Annotated in this window: 14 protein-coding genes and 2 pseudogenes; 5 read left to right on the top strand and 11 right to left on the bottom strand. The window is 60.5% G+C overall.

Features of this window, described 5'->3' with window-relative positions:
• Window positions 1-91 precede the first annotated feature (91 nt).
• Together AB7245_RS30680 and AB7245_RS30675 are read right to left on the bottom strand one after the other, a co-directional pair.
• Window positions 92-1,093, bottom strand: a complete 1,002-nt coding sequence (locus AB7245_RS30680) for a class I SAM-dependent methyltransferase (RefSeq protein WP_354134171.1) — start codon at window positions 1,091-1,093, stop codon at window positions 92-94.
• Window positions 1,090-2,061: a fatty acid desaturase family protein gene (locus tag AB7245_RS30675; RefSeq protein ID WP_354134170.1), complete on the bottom strand. Its 972-nt coding sequence runs from the start codon at window positions 2,059-2,061 to the stop codon at window positions 1,090-1,092. The genes AB7245_RS30680 and AB7245_RS30675 overlap by 4 nt, the downstream gene beginning before the upstream one ends.
• Window positions 2,062-2,300: 239 nt before the next feature.
• Here AB7245_RS30675 and AB7245_RS30670 point away from each other — a divergent pair, with 239 nt between their 5' ends.
• Entirely contained in the window at window positions 2,301-2,483 is a 183-nt protein-coding gene (locus AB7245_RS30670) for a hypothetical protein (RefSeq protein ID WP_439035263.1), read from the top strand.
• 404 nt (window positions 2,484-2,887) lie between these two features.
• Here the strand turns inward: AB7245_RS30670 and AB7245_RS30665 are convergent, their stop codons facing one another.
• Window positions 2,888-3,571, bottom strand: coding sequence for a class I SAM-dependent methyltransferase (locus AB7245_RS30665; protein WP_212102441.1), 684 nt, complete (start codon window positions 3,569-3,571; stop codon window positions 2,888-2,890).
• 9 nt (window positions 3,572-3,580) lie between these two features.
• Window positions 3,581-4,579, bottom strand: a complete 999-nt coding sequence (locus tag AB7245_RS30660; protein ID WP_212102442.1) for a glycosyltransferase family 2 protein — start codon at window positions 4,577-4,579, stop codon at window positions 3,581-3,583.
• A 232-nt stretch (window positions 4,580-4,811) separates the two neighbouring features.
• Here AB7245_RS30660 and AB7245_RS30655 point away from each other — a divergent pair.
• A pseudogene (locus AB7245_RS30655) lies at window positions 4,812-5,009 on the top strand (tripartite tricarboxylate transporter permease); the annotation flags it as partial.
• A gap of 46 nt (window positions 5,010-5,055) precedes the next feature.
• Here AB7245_RS30655 and AB7245_RS30650 read toward each other — a convergent pair.
• The 4 genes and pseudogenes from AB7245_RS30650 to AB7245_RS30635 all read right to left on the bottom strand — a co-directional run bounded on the left by AB7245_RS30650 (window position 5,056) and on the right by AB7245_RS30635 (window position 10,842).
• Complete coding sequence (locus tag AB7245_RS30650; RefSeq protein WP_439035262.1) at window positions 5,056-6,870, bottom strand: chloride channel protein; 1,815 nt, start codon at window positions 6,868-6,870, stop codon at window positions 5,056-5,058.
• A gap of 396 nt (window positions 6,871-7,266) precedes the next feature.
• A pseudogene (locus tag AB7245_RS30645) lies at window positions 7,267-8,208 on the bottom strand (CaiB/BaiF CoA transferase family protein); the annotation flags it as partial.
• Between the two features lie 983 nt (window positions 8,209-9,191).
• On the bottom strand, window positions 9,192-10,385 hold the full coding sequence (locus AB7245_RS30640; protein ID WP_439035261.1) for a CaiB/BaiF CoA transferase family protein: 1,194 nt from the start codon (window positions 10,383-10,385) through the stop codon (window positions 9,192-9,194).
• Between the two features lie 130 nt (window positions 10,386-10,515).
• On the bottom strand, window positions 10,516-10,842 hold the full coding sequence (locus tag AB7245_RS30635) for a hypothetical protein (protein ID WP_224517384.1): 327 nt from the start codon (window positions 10,840-10,842) through the stop codon (window positions 10,516-10,518).
• Between the two features lie 201 nt (window positions 10,843-11,043).
• On the opposite strand from AB7245_RS30635, the gene AB7245_RS30630 reads away from it, so the two are divergent.
• From AB7245_RS30630 to AB7245_RS30620, 3 genes are all read left to right on the top strand, one after another.
• Window positions 11,044-13,995: a M10 family metallopeptidase C-terminal domain-containing protein gene (locus tag AB7245_RS30630; RefSeq protein WP_354134167.1), complete on the top strand. Its 2,952-nt coding sequence runs from the start codon at window positions 11,044-11,046 to the stop codon at window positions 13,993-13,995.
• Window positions 13,996-14,173: 178 nt separating this feature from the next.
• Window positions 14,174-14,842, top strand: a complete 669-nt coding sequence (locus tag AB7245_RS30625) for an acetyltransferase (protein WP_439035260.1) — start codon at window positions 14,174-14,176, stop codon at window positions 14,840-14,842.
• Between the two features lie 8 nt (window positions 14,843-14,850).
• A complete protein-coding gene (locus tag AB7245_RS30620; protein WP_439035259.1) occupies window positions 14,851-15,771 on the top strand; it encodes a hypothetical protein in 921 nt (306 codons plus the stop codon).
• Between the two features lie 5 nt (window positions 15,772-15,776).
• Here the strand turns inward: AB7245_RS30620 and AB7245_RS30615 are convergent, their stop codons facing one another.
• From AB7245_RS30615 to AB7245_RS30605, 3 genes are read right to left on the bottom strand one after another with little or no spacing between them, the layout of a single operon-like run.
• Window positions 15,777-16,607 carry a phytanoyl-CoA dioxygenase family protein gene (locus AB7245_RS30615; RefSeq protein ID WP_354134164.1) on the bottom strand — a complete coding sequence of 277 codons (831 nt, stop codon included), beginning with the start codon at window positions 16,605-16,607 and terminating at the stop codon, window positions 15,777-15,779.
• Window positions 16,604-17,755, bottom strand: coding sequence for a class I SAM-dependent methyltransferase (locus AB7245_RS30610; RefSeq protein ID WP_354134163.1), 1,152 nt, complete (start codon window positions 17,753-17,755; stop codon window positions 16,604-16,606). The genes AB7245_RS30615 and AB7245_RS30610 overlap by 4 nt, the downstream gene beginning before the upstream one ends.
• On the bottom strand, window positions 17,752-18,372 hold the full coding sequence (locus AB7245_RS30605) for a class I SAM-dependent methyltransferase (RefSeq protein WP_354134162.1): 621 nt from the start codon (window positions 18,370-18,372) through the stop codon (window positions 17,752-17,754). Before AB7245_RS30605 ends, AB7245_RS30610 begins: the two co-directional genes overlap by 4 nt.
• Between the last annotated feature and the right edge of the window lie 13 nt (window positions 18,373-18,385).

Raw genomic sequence — 18,385 nt, 5'->3', positions numbered from 1 at the left:
GTCGGGAGTCTTCTCAGCCATGGCATTCATATGGAGCCGGGATTCAGATTGCCGTCCGGCCCGCGCGCTGATTCCTATTGGAGCGACGTGATCACGCACCGCCAGAAATCCTGCTTGACCCCAACTTCGCCCTCGAAATCGGTGTTGCCGATGATGTCTCAGAAGTGGATGATTGGGCCGTGAGGATGCAATTCATCTGCGACGTCTTAGAGAAAGGCATCCTGACAAAATCGAACGCCGCAAAAAGCAGATGAAAAAAGGGAGTAAGGCTGTTCTGCAGCGATGGCCGTGCAGCTGACACCTCCGCGAGGCCAAGGCGCTTTAATTCGTTAATGGCGCTTACGGTCCAGAATGGGGCGCCTTGCGTATACGAGCAATTCAAAACATGAAGGCCCGCGGATTCACAGTGACGAATGAAGCTAGGTTTGGTGAAGAGAACAAAATGTCGAGGCGTGTGATATCCTCCCCAGGAACGATATCTAAAAATACGAGCGTCTAGCGAGTCGTAGTTGGGCGTTTTAATCCAAATGAGACCACCAGGAGAAAGCAGGCTCTTTGCCTTTTTCAGTATCTGGATCGGATCTGGAACGTGCTCGATCAGGTTTAGCATCAAAATCAAGTCAAACGTTTTTTCAGTCTCGAAGCCTTCAATAGGCGTGAGGTGAAAGTTGTGACCTTTGGCGCGGGCGACATCGGCCGCTCCAGCATCAATGTCTACGACGGTTGTATCAGCAATTCTGGAATCGGCTCTCTTCAGCCCGTCGAGGAGCCAACCGATTCCGCCTCCAACGTCTAATGCAGACAGGCGTTCTCCATTGAGTTGTTTGGTGATTGCTTGGAAAGCCCTGTCGTCAAGACGCTTCTTGAAGCGTAGTGCCAAGGTATCGGCTGCATTGGCGTGAAACGAATAATAGTTGGATGGATAGATTTCATTCAGCCGATCCGACAGCATCGGGTAAATGAACAGAATATCGCAGCTGTCACAGCGGTAGAAATCGAAGAGCCTGCCGGATGTAAAATACTCAACGTCGTTGGCTTTCGCGAAATGACGCACAGAACCATCGGCACAAATCGGGCACGTTATTTTGGTCATGTGAACCTGAAGAGACTGAGGAACGTTTTCAAATATGTGGAGCGACGCTGCTCGATAACCGATGCTAACTCCGTCTTGAGGAGATATGTCTCCATTTCATGCAAGTTGGTATAGGAAACCTGCGGCTCCCAGTGGTGCAGTAGGTGGCGATTGAATCCCGCGGCTCCGAATACCGAAGCGAATATGCCGGGTCCAAACACCCTCGTATAGGCGCCATGATCATGCTCATTGTAGTCGACACATGGATCCGCAGAGGGGTCTCTATGTTCCAGCAACTGGCGAAGAGCGCCGAAGAGGGGGAAAAACATCACAGTCCCCAGGACCCACGCGGCGCAAAAAAGTAGCTCGCGAGAAAAGAAGGAAATCGTGACGATTGCGATGTGCGCAAGGAGACCCATGGGCCTGACCCATGTGCCTCGATCGACCCTCTTGGCTTTAGCTTCGAGTTCGGTGCGCGACCGCAGCACTTCCATCACTCGGACGCCAAACAGAGCCTTGATCAGAAATGCCAGATTAAGCGAGGAGAAATAAGTCGATTCGCTGTCGTCGATTCTGCCGAGCGCGCGATGATGCTGAAAATGGGTGATGCGGTACTGCTGAACAGATGTGCCTATCATCCAAGCAACCAGAATGTTGCATAGAAAATCACTCTGTCCTCTATCAGGGGCGAAATTGAAGTGAGCGCCTTCATGAAGGAACAGTTGCAGGTAGGCGATCCAGAAGCCAATAGAGATTGCACCAGCAAACACAGTAAATAGCAGTCCATAGTCCATTTCCACGGGCACGGCGCGGACAAACGCAAAAGTAACAATCAGCGCAAAGTAGCCGAGCGCAATATCCAGATAGAGCCTCGTATAGTTGGGCGTCAGCGTCTTGATGAAGTCCGCGTATCTGAGACCTTTGTCATTTACGAGAAATGGCCTTAGTTCCTGAAACCTTCGCGAATAGTCATCATTACTATCGATCATTTGCCGTCACCCCGGAGATGGTTCGCCGCCTGAGCGTGCGCCGAGCGTCATTGGTTTCGCCCCCGTCTGGCTCAAGTTGAAGAGGTCAGGTTAATATTTCCATTCCCGGTCCATCCTCCGATAGACGCGTTGAGCGAGAACGGACAGCGAACGGCAGCCGGGCGCAACAAACCGATGGATCAAATTGGATTCCCCCAGCGGGGCGACAATCTAATTCGCAACCTCTAATTGAGCAACTCATGACCGACCCTTCGGCGCCGATACCAAGTTGCGCACCGTCTCACTTCTACAATTCGCCTGGTGGCGCTACGGCTGTCGCGCAGTCGCCGACTACCGGCGCGAGCGGTGGCGTTAACGGCGGGCTCGGCGGCTCCGAGGCGCGGCCGCGCGATATCGCGCTGCTTGCGTGGATCAAATACTGAGAACTCGCTATGAAAATCTGGAACTACAGCTCAGAAGCCGGCGAGGTCCTTACTGAGAGCGCCGCCGATCCCTGTCCCGTGCAGGAAGACGTTGGTTAATCCCGGCTTTCGCGAGAAAATATCCTATTTGCGGACGGAGCTTGATTCGTCATGCTGGAAGCCGTTCTTCTGCTACTAGGAATTGGAGCGCTGGCTCTTGTAGTGATTGCCTTCTGGGGCGCGTCTATTTGGCCCCATCAGGCGCGATTTTCTCAAGCTGCTCGACGAATACAAGCTTGATGCGACACTGCTTGAGCTGGACACGCCGGGGGTGACGCTGCTCCACTGCCCGCCGGACTGGCAATGCATCTTCAGCGACAATGTGGCGGTCGCCCATCGGCGGTTGGATGTGTTGTAGAAATAGTTCAGGCGGTACCAAAGGCGGCGTATTGGGCGCCGAGCGGAATATGCCTCAAGGCACCCTCGACGCGGCGTGCCGGCTCTGCCTCCCAGGGCAACAGTAGGAAATGATGCGCGCCGATCTTCTGCAAACCGCTAGCCGCCATCAATCTCCGTGCCTTGCGAGCGCTGAGCAACACGGCGTCGCGATCGAATTCGCAGCGCGCAACGGCAAGGCGGGTAAGCGGATTGAGGGGATTGTGCTCGATGATGCAGATAAGGCCCCCCGGGCGCGCCACGCGCCGCATCTCATTGATGAAGTTGGTCCATTGCGCAGGCGCGACGTGGTGCAGCACGCAAATCGCAGTCACGATATCGAAACTGTCGTCGTCGAAGGGAAAGCTCCTGCCGTCGAAGGCGCGGTACTCGCCGCCGGGATTGTCGGCGCGCGCCTGCTCGATACTCTCCGATGAAACATCGATGCCGGTCAGGCTGCCGACCATGCCGCGCAGCAACGGATGAAAGCTGCCGACGCCGCAACCGACGTCGAGCATCGCGGGATTTGCCGATCCGAGACGCCGCGCGGTCAGGTCGCGCAGGAGGTCGGCTTTGGAGCGCATGAAGAAGCTGTGGGGCAGGCCCGAGAAGTCGATCGATGATTGGACGACGTCCCGGTAATTGCTGCGGTACTGGTCGAAGAGCTCGCTCATGTGGGCTCACTATTCGTGCATAGCGTGAGCTGCGGCGCCCGCCGGCGCAGCCTGGGCGCGATCGAAGCCCAACCGCTTCTGCACGACGTAGAGTGGACGGTGTTTCACCTCGGCATGAATGCGGCCGATGTAGAGCCCGACGATGCCCGTCATCAGCATGTTAAGTCCGCATAGGAGCGATATGACGACCATGGTCGAGGACCAGCCGGCAACCAGGTGGCTGTCCTTGCTCATCCACAGCACAAGCACCCAGCCGCCGTAGAGGAGGGCCAGACACGACACCACGAGCCCACACCAGATTGCCAGGCGTAAGGGCACATCGGAAAAGCCGAGCGCTGCAGCCAACGCAAGACGGGTCATCTTGAGCAGAGGATATTTTGTTTCGCCGGCCGCGCGCTCAAGGCGATGGAAGGTCACTTCAGTCTGCCGGAAGCCGAGCCAGGCGATCATGCCGCGCACGAAGCGGTCCCGCTCCGGCATCTGGCGCAGCGCGTCGAGCACCTTGCGATCGATCAGGCGGAAGTCACCGACGTCGGCCGGAATCCGAACCGAGGTCATGCGCCCGAGTATCCGGTAGAACAGATGGGCCGTCGAGCGCTTAAACCGGCTTTCGCCAGCGCGCGACAGGCGCCGCGCATAGACGACTTCGTAACCTTCTTCCCATTTGGCGATGAGTTGCTCCACGACCTCAGGCGGGTCCTGCAGATCGGCATCCATAACCACAATCGCTTGGCCCTGCGCCGCGTCCATGCCGGCGGTAATAGCGACTTGGTGGCCGAAATTGCGCGACAGGCCGATCAAGCGATAGCGCGGATCGCGTTTGACGAGTGCTTCCAGCACGATGGTGCCGGAATCGCTGCTGCCATCGTCGACGATAATGACCTCCGCCGGCCCGTTGAGCCGGGTCAGCAGCAGGTCGAGCCGGCGCAGCAATATCGGGAGAACGGCCTCCTCATTGAAGACCGGGACAATGATGCTGTAGCTAACCGTCCGGGAATCGATCGCCATTGGGTTCATTCCGCTTTGAATGGGCTGAAATCTAGAGCACCTGTGGTTAAAGCAGCCTTGCATGAACAACTAGGAACGGCCGGAACGGAGACTCTTTTTTCGTGAAAACCGGGATGGAGGGTCAATAAGGCTTATCCGGTCGGGCCGGGCGGCCCCGAACGGACAGGCATCCAACGTTTTACCCAATGCGAGACTGCCCCTGTTCTGAGCGGACTCAGACGACGCCCGCCTCCTAGTCTTCGTGCTCGGCAACCGCGCCGAGGATGCCTTCCACCTGCCGATGATCGGGTCCGGCGGCAACCTCAAGGTGTTCTGGTCGAACGGTCTGGTCGGCCCGATCACGACGTTGGCCATCCTGTTGCTACTTTGGCCGGTGATCGACGGTCTTCTTGGCGGATGGACGGGGCGGGCGAAACCCGCGTCGAACTAGCAAAGAGGGTCGTAGGCGCAGATCGTCGGCGAGGCGAATCCGCTGTCTAAAGCCGCGCGTCGTCAAGGGTGGTCACCTGTTCTGACGGGCTGCGGCGGCCGAGGCCGAAGAAGGCCGAGCGCTGCTTCTCGACGGATCTTGCGGTGGCGCGAATGCGCAGGAGATCCTTGCGGGCAACCAGGCCGACGAGATGCCCGCTCGCGCGTTCGACGATCGGCACGCGCCCGACGTCGGCCAGAACCATCCGATCCGCAAGATGTGACACCGGTTCGTCGGGATAACCGAGTGTGAGCGAGCGGTCCGAGGCGCAGTCGAACAGGGTGTCGCGACCGTCGGCGCTTTCCGCTCGCCAGCGCAGGACATCCGAGCGGCCGACGAGACCCGAGACCTGACCGTCCGCATCGATCAGCGGATAGGACTTGTGACGCCGCCCGTTCCCGGAGAAGAACGTCACCGCTTCGCCGACCGTCATCGTTGCCGGCAGCGTATCGACGTCCGTCACCATCACGTCGTTGACGCGGAGCAGTTCGAAGGGATCGATGCCGTATTCGCGCACCACGTGCTGGCCGCGCCGCGCGATTTTCTCCGTGAGGATCGAGCGCTTGAGCAGCAATACGGTGAGCGCATAGGAGGCGCTCGTGGCAATCAGAAGCGATCCGAGCAGCGGAAAGTCGCCGGTGAGTTGGACGGCGAACAGGATACCGGTCAGCGGCGAGCGCATGGTGCCACCCATCATCGCGGCCATGCCGACGAGCGCCCAGGCCCCATGCGACCCCGGCAGCAATTGTCCTTCGAGCCAGCCGACGCAGCCGCCGAAAATGAGAAGCGGCGCGAGGACGCCCCCAGATGTGCCCGACGCCAGGGCGACGATCCAAGTCGCGGACTTTACCAGCAGGATCAGCACCGCGGCCGATACCACGATGTTGTCGTTGAGCAGGTCGCCGATGATGTCGTAGCCGACACCGAGCGCCCGCGGTTCGATCAAGCCACCGGCGCCGACGAACAGTCCGCCGATCGCTGGCCACCACATCCAGTGGATCGGCAGGTGACTGAAATAATCCTCGGCCTTGTATAGCAGTGTGGTCAGCAATCCCGATTGCAGTCCCGCGACCACGCCGACACTCACGCAGGCAAGCGGCCCCCACCAGGGCAGATCGAGCTGGCCGGCGAACGGAAACAGTGCGCCGCTGCCGATCAGCCAGGGGCGCAGCGACGACGAGACCACGCAGGCGGCGATCACGGGGATCAGGCTGCGCGGCTTCAGCTCGAACAGGAGAAGCTCGACGGCGAGCATGACGGCGGCGATCGGTGTTCCGAAGATGGCCGTCATTCCCGCGGCGGCACCGGCCACCAGCAACGCCTTGCGCTCGGCCGCGCTGAGATGGAAGCATTGCGCGAAGAGAGAGCCCAACGCACCGCCGGTCATGATGATCGGGCCCTCTGCGCCGAACGGCCCACCGGTGCCGATCGAGATCGCCGACGACAGCGGCTTGAGGACGGCAACTTTCGGCTGCAAACGGCTGCCGCCGATCAGGATCGCCTCGATCGCCTCGGGAATGCCGTGGCCGCGAATTTTTTCGGACCCGAAGCGCGCCATTAGGCCGATGACGAGGCCGCCAATGGCCGGGGCCGCAACCATCCAGGCGTCGGGTTTCAGATTGGCTGTCGAGAGGGTCTGCGTGCTCAGCGTGTGCAGCCACACGGCATTGGTGACGAGCGCGATGGCGCGCAGCAACAGCCACGCCGTACCGGAGCCACCCGCGCCGACGAAGACAGCCATGGCGACCAGCATGAGAACGCGCCGGTCTGTCGTGAAGTCGCAGAGGCGCGGCATTGAATTGGCGGGGATGGGGCGGGGCATCTTGGTCCGATCGGGATAACGCGATTGTGAGGATGATGAAGCGGCGCCGATCACATCGGCCGGCGCCGGAAATATATCGTAGAACGATATAAATCAACGGATCATTGCTGGCAGGAAGGCTGGTTCGCAGATCAGGCGAGAAGGCAGCCTAGCGCGGCAGCTCGGGAATCCGGGTGATGCAGGCATGGGCTCGGCACCGCTTCAGATGCGCGGCGGAGCAGACCGCCAGGTACGATTTGAGTTGGACGACAACGATGACCCGCGGTTCTGCTCCCCTGGAGCATGATATTCTTCGGTCCGAGATCGCCTCGGCAGATCGCTTCAGGCAGGCCCGCGAGACGATCCCCGAGCCGTGCGCAGGCCCTAGCGGGCCGTGCGCGTTAGCGCTGCACGACGTCAAACGACCTTCGCTCGTCTCAGTTCGGCAGTTTCGTCAGGGGCGAAGCCGAACTCGGCGAGCACTTCGCTCGTCTGCTCGCCGAATTCCGGCGGCCGCGCCACCATCTTGCTCGGCGTGCGCGACAGCGTGACGGGCTGCCCGACCAGGCGGATTGCGCGGTTCTCGTCGTTCGGCACGTCCTGCGCCATGCCGAGATGTTTGACCTGCGCGTCCTCGAACATCTGGTCGATGGCGTAGATCGGCCCGCAGGGCACGCTGGCGTCGTTGAACTCGCGGACCCAGGTCTCGGTCGACTTGGTCACGGTGCGCTCCTCAAGCTCGGCGTTGAGCGCGTCCCGGTTCTTGGAGCGTGAGGGCGCGGTCGCATAGCCGGGATGGCTAAAGAGCTCGGGGGCGCCGATCGCCTGCGCGCAACGCTCCCAGATCCGTCCGCCCGTGGTGGCGATGTTGATGTAGCCGTCCGAGGTCTTGAACACGCCGGTCGGGATGCTGGTCGGATGGTTGTTGCCGGCCTGCTTGGCGACTTCCTTCTCCATCAGCCAGCGCGCGGCCTGGAAGTCGAGCATGAAGATCTGGGCCTGGAGCAGCGAGGTCTGCACCCACTGTCCCTTGCCGGAGACCTCGCGCTCGAGCAGCGCGGTGAGGATGCCCGTGGCGCAGAACAAGCCGGCCGTGAGGTCGGCGACGGGAATGCCGACCCGCATCGGCCCTTCGCCCGGCGCGCCGGTGATCGACATCAGTCCGCCCATGCCCTGAGCGATCTGATCGAAGCCCGGCCGCTTGTGGTAGGGGCCGTCCTGTCCGAAGCCGGAGATGCTGCCATAGACGATGCGCGGATTGATCTCGCGCAGGCTCTCATAGTCGATGCCGAGCTTCTTCTTCACGTCGGGACGGAAATTCTCGACCACGACGTCGGCCTTGGCGGCGAGGCGCTTGAACGCAGCAGCCAAAGTCCTCGTCCCACTAGCTGGAGCGAGAGAAGGCCGGCTAGTGCCACATCCCAAACGCTTAGCCTGGGGCCGCATCTAAGCGTCACCATCTCGCGCTGATCTCATCGGTTCTTCAGAGCGGACCATTCTCTGACGAGGGAGGCGAACGTCGATCTACTCGAAGTATTAAGTTGGTTTGTATTGAGGCCGCCACGACCGCTCAACGAAATCACTGCATTCAGGTGCAGGGTCCAAGATTTCGTCGAATATCGCTGCAACATTGGGCTTTCCAATATGAGTGCGCGTGAAAGGCTTTGCGGTGCCAAGCTTTGAGCGGGCTTTGAGCAACGTATAAATCGGCAAGTACTGAGTGTACCATTGGGCGAACACCTCGCCGCAACCGGGACATTGGAATTGTCCGGCTTCCGCTAAGGGAACGAACCGCATTGAACGTTCGTAAACAGACCCGCATGTTGGGCAGGACATTCGGTCATGAATCTTAGGGGCCATCCGAAGAGCTCACCATGAACGCTATTTGGCTAATCTGAGGCGGGGCTCTTTCCGCGGTGTCGATTTGGCTACTTCCAAGCCAATAGCTATATCCGAGAACTTGTCTATATTAACAGAATCGGCAGAAGGAAACCTCAACACACCTTTGCCTGACCGAGCCCGTGCCAAACGTCTTACTCTGATGAATGGTTCTCAAATGGCCAAGAAAGTAAGGAGGTCGGGGCGGATCACAGAGGCGGTTTTGGTCAGCCTTGTTGTCTCGTCCTGCGTGAGCTCCGATCAGGCTTCCTCGGTCGCGACCGTTAAAACCGGTGCACCTTGGGCTCGAGACCTCAATGAGCCACCGCCCAGCCGAGGGCCGGTAATGAGCCCTGCGCAGGCGTCAGCTGATCTACGGGCCGCACGGGAGAAAGCATTGCGCTAACGCTTGCGGAACTCCCACTGCTTCTTCGTTATCCACGCTCTCCTGGTCGTTTTGTAGTTCAAACGACCTTGGCAGCCTTTAGAGCTGCGATTTCCTCCTGGTCGAACCCGAACTCCTTCAGCACCTCATCAGTCTGCTCGCCGAATTCCGGCGGCCGCGCCACCATCTTGCTCGGCGTGCGCGACAGCGTGACGGGTTGGCCGACCAAGCGGATGTGGCGGTCCTCGTCGTTTGGCACGTCCTGCGCGATGCCGAGATGTTTGACCTGCGCGTCCTCGAACATCTGGTCGATAGCGTAGATCGGTCCGCAGGGCACGCCGGCGTCGTTGAACTCGCGGACCCAGGTCTCGGTCGACTTCGTGACCGTGCGCTTTTCGATCTCGGCGTTGAGCGCGTCGCGATTCTTGGAGCGGGCCGGGGCGGTCGCATAATCAGGACGGCTGTAGAGCTCCGGCGCGCCGATCGCCTGCGCGCAACGCTCCCAAATCCGTCCGCCCGTGGTGGCGATGTTGATGTAGCCGTCCGAGGTCTTGAACACGCCGGTCGGGATGCTGGTCGGATGGTTGTTGCCGGCCTGCTTGGCGACTTCCTTCTCCATCAGCCAGCGCGCGGCCTGGAAGTCGAGCATGAAGATCTGGGCCTGGAGCAGCGAGGTCTGCACCCACTGTCCCTTGCCGGAGACCTCGCGCTCGAGCAGCGCGGTGAGGATGCCCGTGGCGCAGAACAAGCCGGCCGTGAGGTCGGCGACGGGAATGCCGACCCGCATCGGCCCTTCGCCCGGCGCGCCGGTGATCGACATCAGTCCGCCCATGCCCTGAGCGATCTGATCGAAGCCCGGCCGCTTGTGGTAGGGGCCGTCCTGTCCGAAGCCGGAGATGCTGCCATAGACGATGCGCGGATTGATCTCGCGCAGGCTCTCATAGTCGATGCCGAGCTTCTTCTTCACGTCGGGACGGAAATTCTCGACCACGACGTCGGCCTTGGCGGCGAGGCGCTTGAACACGGCGAGCCCGCGCTCGTCCTTCAGGTTCAGCGACATCGCCCGCTTGTTGCGATGCAAATTCTGGAAGTCGGACCCTCGCCGCGGCCCGCCCGGCTGCTCGCCGCCGGAATCCTCGGTCAGCGCGTCGATCTTGACGACATTGGCGCCCCAGTCCGCGAGCTGCCGCACACAGGTGGGCCCGGACCGGACGCGGGTCAGATCGAGCACGGTGAAGCGCGACAGGGCTTCCGAGGCATGCGGAAAGGGCATCGTGAGAGGCTCCGGGTCAGATTGCGGAGCCACCATAGTGCCGAAACATCATGCGGCAAGTCTGCGCCGGCGCGGATGCCGCCTGTCAAAATGCAGTGCTTGGTGCGGTTTGCTGCGCTGCATGAAGGGATCAGCGCGACAGGCGCTTCAGCTCGTCGCGTGCCTGCTCGGCCAGCGGGTCATCGCCGTGGCGCGCAATGAAGAGCTCGAACGCCTCCCTGGTTCCGTTCTGACGCGCGGTCTCGTATTCCCGGGTGACCGTCGCCGCGGGGTCGCGGGCCATAGGCATGGAGGGGGCGCGTCCCGCCTTACCGCTTTCATTGCCTTTGTCCCTGCCGCCGTCGTCTGCATTGGCTTTCCCGACCATGGCGGGCTGTTCTCCGATGGGCAGACGATCCGGCCCGGCGAACACCGCCATGACCCCAATGAGACCGACTGAAAATAGGCCTGGTTTCATGATTTCCCTTACAGATCATACCCGCAGGCGGGACCTGAATCCTTGCCCTCGGCGCGTACCGCTACTTGATTTGATGGCTAATACGGCCTTATGAAAGGGGGCCGGCGGCCGCTGCCGAATTTTAACCAAACGTATAGCTCTCAAGCTAGAATCACACGCCTTCGTCCGCGAATCGCGTGATCCGTTGCTCCGGAGAGACCATTGGCTAATTCTGTCACCGTTGGTGCCACCAACAACGCCGATATTGACGGCTTGCTGTCGGGCTACAAGTGGACCGGCACGATCACCTATAGCTTTCCCGACTTGGCCAGCGACTACTCCAATCCTTATTACGGCGGCAACAGTGAGCCGACATCGTCTGGCTTCGCCGCGGCGCCAAGCGCGATGCAGGCGGCGATCAACTACGCGATCGGACTGATCCTCGGCTACACCAACGCCAGCATCCAGTACGTGGGGACCGACGGCGCGGACATCATGATCGCGCAGTCGTCGAAGCCCGCAACCTCCTACGCCTACTACCCCGGCGACTATGCGGCCGGCGGCGACGTCTGGTTCGGGACCCAATACAATTACTCGCTGGCCAAGCTCGGCAATTATTATTTCACGACCGCGATGCACGAACTGGGCCACGCTCTCGGTCTCAAGCACAGCCAGGAGACCGGCGGCCCCGCCAATGTCGCGGTGCCGAGTGCGCATGACGACAGCGAATACACCATCATGAGCTATCGCAGCTATGTCGGCGCCTCGACGACCGCCGGCTACAGCAACGAGGCTTACGGATATCCGCAGACCTATATGGCCAACGATATCCTCGCGCTCCAGACAATGTACGGCGCGAACTACGCGACCCAGGGCGGGAACACCGTCTACTCCTGGAATCCCACCACGGGTCAGGAGTTCATCAACGGTGTCGGGCAACTCGCGCCGGGCGGCGGCACCGGCAACTCGGCCAACCGCATCTACGAGACGATCTGGGACGGCGGCGGCATCGATACCTACGATCTGTCCAACTATACGACGAATCTGAGCATCAATCTCAATCCTGGCGCGACGTCGCTGTTCTCAACCGTGCAACGGGCCAATCTCGGCGACAACCAAAATCTCGGCTACGACCATTACGCCTCAGGCAACGTCTACAACGCCTATCTCTACAACAACGACGCGCGCTCCTACATCGACAATGCCACCGGCGGCTCCGGCAACGATACGATCATCGGCAACGCCATCGCCAACGTGCTGAACGGCGGCGGCGGCAACGATACGATCACTGGGGGCGGCGGCAACGACACCATTATTGGCGGCACGGGCACCGATACGGCAGCGTATTCAGACAGTCAGGCCAATTACGCCGTCACGTACAATTCGGCGACGCAGACATTTACGCTGGTCGATCAGCGCTCCGGTTCGCCTGACGGCACCGATACGGTGACGGGAGTGGAAAGCTTCCAGTTCGCCGACGGTACGGTGACGAGTGCGAGGCTGATCAGCCAGATCACGCCAGTCGTGATCGAGGCGGTCGGTACGACCAGCCTGGTGCAGCTGGGTGGCAACTATTACGTCAATCCGACGGCCGGTGGCACAGGGCCGACGCTGAAGTATAGTGGGCCCGCGATCACTGTCGGGCAGTTCGGCGATTACATTCCAATCGGCGCCGAGCAGATTTCGGGCGGCTACGAGGTCGCCTGGAAGAATACGACGACAGGACAATATTCGGTCTGGAGCACAGACTCCAATGGCAATTACACCGGCAACCTATTCATGCCGGGTTCGGGCGATAGTGCTGCGTTCGAGAACCTCGAGACGAGTTTTGGACAGGATCTGAACGGCGATGGCCTGATCGGCGCGCTTGTTCCGTTCGTTGTCGAGGCCGCCGGTTCGATTGAGCTGGACCGGTTGGGCGCCCATTATTTTCTTGGCCCGGTCGGTGGCGGCAGCGCGCAGGAGTTGATGTATCAGGGCGTGGCCGTCACTGCGGGCCAATTCGGCGATTACATTCCGATCGGCGCAGAGGCGGTTTCGAATGGCTACGAAGTTGCCTGGAAGAATGCCACGACCGGCCAGTATTCGATCTGGAGCACGGATGCCAGCGGCAACTATACCGGCAATTTCTACATGCCCGGTTTAGGCCATGATACTGCGTTCGAGACCCTGGAGCCCAGCTTCCATCAGGACCTAAACGGTGACGGTACGATCGGAGTCGCGTCTTCGGCGATATCCTCGACGATCGAGGCCATTGGAACGACCGCATTGGTCTCTTTGGAGAACAACTATCTCCTCAATCCCGTAGCCGGCGGAACTGGGCCGACGCTCAAATATCAGGGGACTGCGGTTACGGCTGGGCAGTTCGGCGGCTATACGCCGCTCGGCGTCGAGCCGATTTCGAACGGCTACGAGGTAGCTTGGAAGAATGCGTCCACCGGTCAATATTCGATCTGGACCACGGACAGCAGCGGCAACTATACCGGCAACCTCTTCATGCCTGGTCCAGGCAATGCTGCGGGGCTCGAGGCTCTGGAGAGCAGCTTCAACCAAGACCTAAATGGTGACGGGACCATCGGGCTCCCTCCGTCAGTAATTGAGGCGATCGGAACGACCGCACTGGTCTCTTCGGGAAACAACTATCTCCTCAATCCCGTAGCCGGCGGAACTGGGCCGATGCTAAAATACCAGGGGGCCACGGTCACCGCCGGCCAATTCGGCAGCTATGTTCCGATCGGCGCCGAGACGGTTTCGAATGGCTACGAGGTGGCCTGGAAAAACGCTGCCACAGGCCAATACTCGGTCTGGAGCACCGATAGCAGCGGCAACTACACCGGAAATTTCTACATGCCCGGGCCTGGTAACACCAGCGCGTTCCAGAACCTGGAGATCAGCTTCCAGCAGGACTTGAATGGGGATGGCGCGATCGGCGTTCCCAGCCATTCGAACACCGTGGCGACAGCGACTGTCGCCGGAGACCACTTCATCTTCGCGGCTAGCGCCAGCGGGCAATCGAGCTCGAGCATCATCGACACCTCGCAACTGCCGCTCTGGACGAGCGACGCGGGAGATCTGATGAACGCATCGGACTCCCGCGAACCCGTCGTGGATGACGGCGGACATCACCTCCCGCTTCATCAAGACCTGCTTGGTGGCTTTATCCTGTCCCACTGAACTACCTGATGTTATGCAGGCGGCGCTAACGCCGGCGGCCCTTTGATTTCCGCTCTCGATACCATTCGGGTTGGACGTTGCGGATTTCTTCGGAGTAGAATGGAGCGAGTTGACGATCAGGTGCTTTGTAATTGAGATGCGCGGAAAATCGCGCTAGGAAATTCCGGTGGGAGATATCGTGCAGAAGCAACCAATCGTCGTTTTTGGAACGGGTGAAATCGCCGAGTTAGCCGATTTCTATTTCACGCACGATTCGCAATACGAGGTTGCCGCATTCACGGTCGACGCTGCGTTCCTGAAGCAGCATGAGTTTCGCGGACGGCCGGTGGTGGCCTTCGAGGATGTCGCGGAGAGGTTTTCGCCCGCCAGTTTCGACTGCTTTGTGGCCGTCAGCTACGCCAAGATCAATGCGGTACGGACCGAGAAGGTCGCGGCGGCGCGGACAAAGGGCTATCGGCTCGCGAGCTATCTGAGCAGCCGCGCGACCGTGTTTCCCGGCTTCGACCTCAGGGAGAACTGTTTCATCCTCGAAGACAACACGATCCAGCCGTTCGCGACGGTGGGCGCCAATGTGACCCTATGGAGTGGCAACCATATCGGGCATCATTCGACGATCGAGGATGATGTGTTCATCGCCTCGCACGTCGTGGTATCCGGCGGCGTGCGGGTCGGGCAGGGGAGTTTCGTGGGCGTCAACGCGACGATCCGCGATCATGTGACGATGGGAAAGAAATGCGTGCTCGGCGCCGGCGCTTTGGTGCTGGAGGATCAGCCGGACTTCTCGGTGGTTGCACCGCGCGGGTCCGAGCGCTCGCCAGTGCCCAGCAACCGCCTTCGAAATCTCTGAGGCGCGCTATGTCGTGGCGGCGCCTGGGCCTTGTCTATGCTTCGAGCGGAACGCTGCCCTGGGCGCGCAGTCATGCGGCACTGCCTACGCCGATCCATCTGGATGGTGACATTTTTCGCTTCTTCTTCAGCTCGCGCGACGCGGACAAGAAATCGCATGTCGGATGGGTGGATGTTGAGGTATGCGACACGCCTCGTGTCCTCGATGCCGCGCTAGCTCCCGTGCTTGCACCAGGAGCGGACGGCGCGTTCGACGACAGCGGGGTTGGTATTGGAAGCGTCGTTGTCACGGACGAAGGGGTTTCGATCTACTATATGGGCTGGAACCTCGGAATTCGCTCACCCTGGCGAAATGCCATCGGGCTTGCGCGATCCTCTTCCTCGGGCGGTGCATTCGCACGGTACTCACCTGGTCCGATCCTGGACCGTTCGCCGGAAGACCCCTACACGCTCTCCTACCCTTGCGTGCTGCAGTTCGGTCTTGGCGACTGGCGGATGTGGTACGGTTCAAATGTCGCGCCGGCGGTGGGCAACGCCGATATGCAGCACGTGATCAAGCAGGCACGATCGGTCGACGGAATTCACTGGGGACGGGATGGCAAGACGGCGATTGGATTCGCGGACGAAACCGAATATGCGCTGGCGCGCCCGAGCGTGGTGAAAATCGGCGATAATCTTCTGATGTGCTTCGCCTGCCGAGGCGCCAGCTATCGTATCGGCGCCGCGATATCCAGGGACAGCGGCTTGAATTGGGAGCGGTGCGATGCCGAGATGGGACTTGGTGTTTCGGAGCACGGATGGGATAGCGAGATGACCTGCTACCCGGCGCTGTTCTGGCACAAGTCTCGCTTGTGGCTGGCGCATAACGGCAACGGATACGGGGCGACCGGCTTTGGCCTTGCCGTATGGGAAGGGTCAATTTCCTACTGAAAATGTCAGGACTTTTTCGGTCGCTGCGCGAGGTAGTCGGCGACCGATCCGGGCTGACGCACGTCGTAGCCGAGCAATCTGCGCAGCTTGCTGTCGGAGGTGAACGTATCTCCCAGCGCGCTCGGCAGATCGATCTGCTGGCTGATCAACGGAATGGTGTAGACATGATTGACTGCGCGGCGCGGTCTCACCGTCGTGTTGACGCCGCCGCTATGGAACACCATGCAGTCAAGCACGATGAACGAGCCTGCAGGTGCAGCCACGGGCAAGGCTTGTGTGTTCACGAAATCATCAGACGGAAAGTCCTCCTGACGGTGTGAGGCCGGCAGCACCTTCGTGGCTCCGTTTTCCAGCGTGAACGCGTCGAGGCAGAATAGCGCATTGATGGCCAGCGGGCGCGAAGATACGAAATGCTGGTACGGCAGATCTCTGTGCCATAAACCCTGATTGTACGGCTTTCCATTTGGCGGATTGATGATGCCGTTCTGCTGGTTGAGCACCGCGTAACCGGAGATCAGCCGGCTGCAGATCTCCAAGATTCTGTCGTTGCTGGCCAGTTGGAGGAAGACTGGTTCGTGCGCAAGGGGCAACCGGATCGTGTTGTGCTCGTCGATTGATCTGAGCGCATCGACGCCGCCGTGGCGGGTCGCATAACGCTCCTGCGTCCGGTCAAAAGCATCCGCCAGCGCTGCGAGCTGTTCGTGGCCATAACCGCCATTGATTACGCCATATCCCAACCGCCGGATGGACTCGCACGTCCTCTCGATCTCGTTCGTCGATTGTTCCTGCCGGAGGACACCATAGCGCCGGGGAGTTTCGTTCTGGGGCGTATTCATCTGGGTATCAGTTCGTTCCATGTAACAGGGTAGAGGCCATCGCGTTCCAGACGCTTGGCGACAGCCTGCTGAACGCGAGGCGTAGTCGCGATCAGCGTCGGCCTGCCGGGAGTCTGGACCGCATGCCGATAAAGTGCAACGGGCGGCCCCAGATTCCAGGCCTCGGTCGGATCGTCAAGTACGAGCGAGGCCACGCGTGCCCAGGTTTGCGGCGCATAGGCCCGCAGCAAGGCCGCCGTCTGGCCGGCACCAAAGCTCAGCAGATTTGCAGTGGATCGCGATCTCTCGAGCAGAAACTGGTCCAGCATTCGCCAACCATCGAGGTACGACTGCCGGTCAGAATGAAGCCGCGCCGCATCGGTGGCGTCCGCGGGGGGCGCATGGCTATTATCAGTCTGCGCGGTGAAGACTGACATCTGGAAATCGCCGATATTGTTTGGCGCCGGTATTTGCTTTTCTGCTGCCAGAGCCGCGCCTCTGCCGCAGATCCGGAGGCCGTCTCGCGTCAGGCTGTAAAGATGGTCGAAGAACAGCAGTTCCACGTTCGGCGAATGTCCGTCCGGACATATGATGACGATACGTCCGTTCGGAGCAAGATGATCGCGGAGGGAGCGGAGGAATGCGCTGGGGCTCGTCGTGTGCTCGATGACATTGACGGCGACGATCAGATCGAAGGCGCCCGCGACGGTGGGGATGTCCTCGACAAATCCGCGAACAAGCGAAATGTTCCGCTGTGACTGGGTCGTCTTCGGCAGGGCGGGGTCCACACCGCAGGCATGCGCGTCGGGCCAGGTTTGCAAAAGCTCGGACAGCAGCGCCCCCGAGCCGCATCCGATTTCCAGAATGGACCTCGGTGGATTGAATTCGCTGCGGATCCAATCGCCGTACGCCCGTGCTCGGGCCGCATCCGATTTCGGCGCAGCCGAGGCGAGTGTGTAATCGTCATCGTAGATGGCGCGAATGTCGACTTCGGCCGTGCTCGACGCGTGGAAGGCGGAGCCGCAGGCAAGGCAAGACATTTTGGTCAGTGCGCGGGGAATCACTCTTCCGTCGCTCAACATCGACCGGCTGGGATGCGGGGGCGTCAGCGCGGCGGCGCCGCTGCCGCAAAGCGGACAGTGGGCGGTCGATGAGGCCGCGTCGATCAAGGCTTCGTCTCCGGATGCCGCACCAGCACGGTGAACTCGTAAAGTCCGTAGTCCTGCAAGAGCGCGACAGATCGCCCATACCGCGACAGGCAGTAACCGAGCATCAATGTCGGGTCGGCATAGTACAGGTTAGGTCTTCGCCGGTCGGGATCACTCGAAAGGCTCAAGACGTTGAAGCCAAACCCCTTGCGTCCGGCGCCGGCGAGCACATCCAGGGTTCGGCGGATGTAGCCGAGCCATGCCTCGTCCCCGACCTCGCCCCTGACGTTAAATACGCCGCTTGCAATGGCGAAGTCCGCCGTTGCTTCTGGGGAGGCACCCACATGCCAGCACCGGTCGTCGCCTTCTCCGTGAACCTTGCGAGCAGCCTCGATCATGCTGCGCGCGACATCGTACCCTCTGAAATGTCCGCGATGGCCTGCGCTTCTGAGAAATCCCAGAAAATCCCCAAAGCCGCAGCCGAGATCGATGATCGATCCGTCCTGATCGTGCTCGATAAGGCGGAGAAATTGCCGGTGGCGAATTTGATGCGATTCGGTGCCGTTCCAATCGACGCCCCGCGACGTCGCGCCGTGCATCTCCAGTCTGGCGGCATAGTATGCCGCGACATCGGACAAGATTCGTTCTTGG

This window comes from Bradyrhizobium sp. 604_D8_N2_3, assembly GCF_051810765.1.
GTDB classification, from domain to species: Bacteria; Pseudomonadota; Alphaproteobacteria; order Rhizobiales; family Xanthobacteraceae; genus Bradyrhizobium; species Bradyrhizobium barranii.
The sequence above is the reverse complement of the archived record's forward strand: the minus strand, read 5'-3'. Positions and strand labels throughout refer to the sequence as shown.

Coding starts and splice junctions, on each gene's coding strand:
- AB7245_RS30680 (WP_354134171.1), bottom strand. CDS start 1,093: ATGACCAAAATAACGTGCCCGATTTGTGCCGATGGTTCTGTGCGTCAT.
- AB7245_RS30675 (WP_354134170.1), bottom strand. CDS start 2,061: ATGATCGATAGTAATGATGACTATTCGCGAAGGTTTCAGGAACTAAGG.
- AB7245_RS30670 (WP_439035263.1), top strand. CDS start 2,301: ATGACCGACCCTTCGGCGCCGATACCAAGTTGCGCACCGTCTCACTTC.
- AB7245_RS30665 (WP_212102441.1), bottom strand. CDS start 3,571: ATGAGCGAGCTCTTCGACCAGTACCGCAGCAATTACCGGGACGTCGTC.
- AB7245_RS30660 (WP_212102442.1), bottom strand. CDS start 4,579: ATGGCGATCGATTCCCGGACGGTTAGCTACAGCATCATTGTCCCGGTC.
- AB7245_RS30650 (WP_439035262.1), bottom strand. CDS start 6,870: ATGCCCCGCCCCATCCCCGCCAATTCAATGCCGCGCCTCTGCGACTTC.
- AB7245_RS30640 (WP_439035261.1), bottom strand. CDS start 10,385: ATGCCCTTTCCGCATGCCTCGGAAGCCCTGTCGCGCTTCACCGTGCTC.
- AB7245_RS30635 (WP_224517384.1), bottom strand. CDS start 10,842: ATGAAACCAGGCCTATTTTCAGTCGGTCTCATTGGGGTCATGGCGGTG.
- AB7245_RS30620 (WP_439035259.1), top strand. CDS start 14,851: ATGTCGTGGCGGCGCCTGGGCCTTGTCTATGCTTCGAGCGGAACGCTG.
- AB7245_RS30615 (WP_354134164.1), bottom strand. CDS start 16,607: ATGAATACGCCCCAGAACGAAACTCCCCGGCGCTATGGTGTCCTCCGG.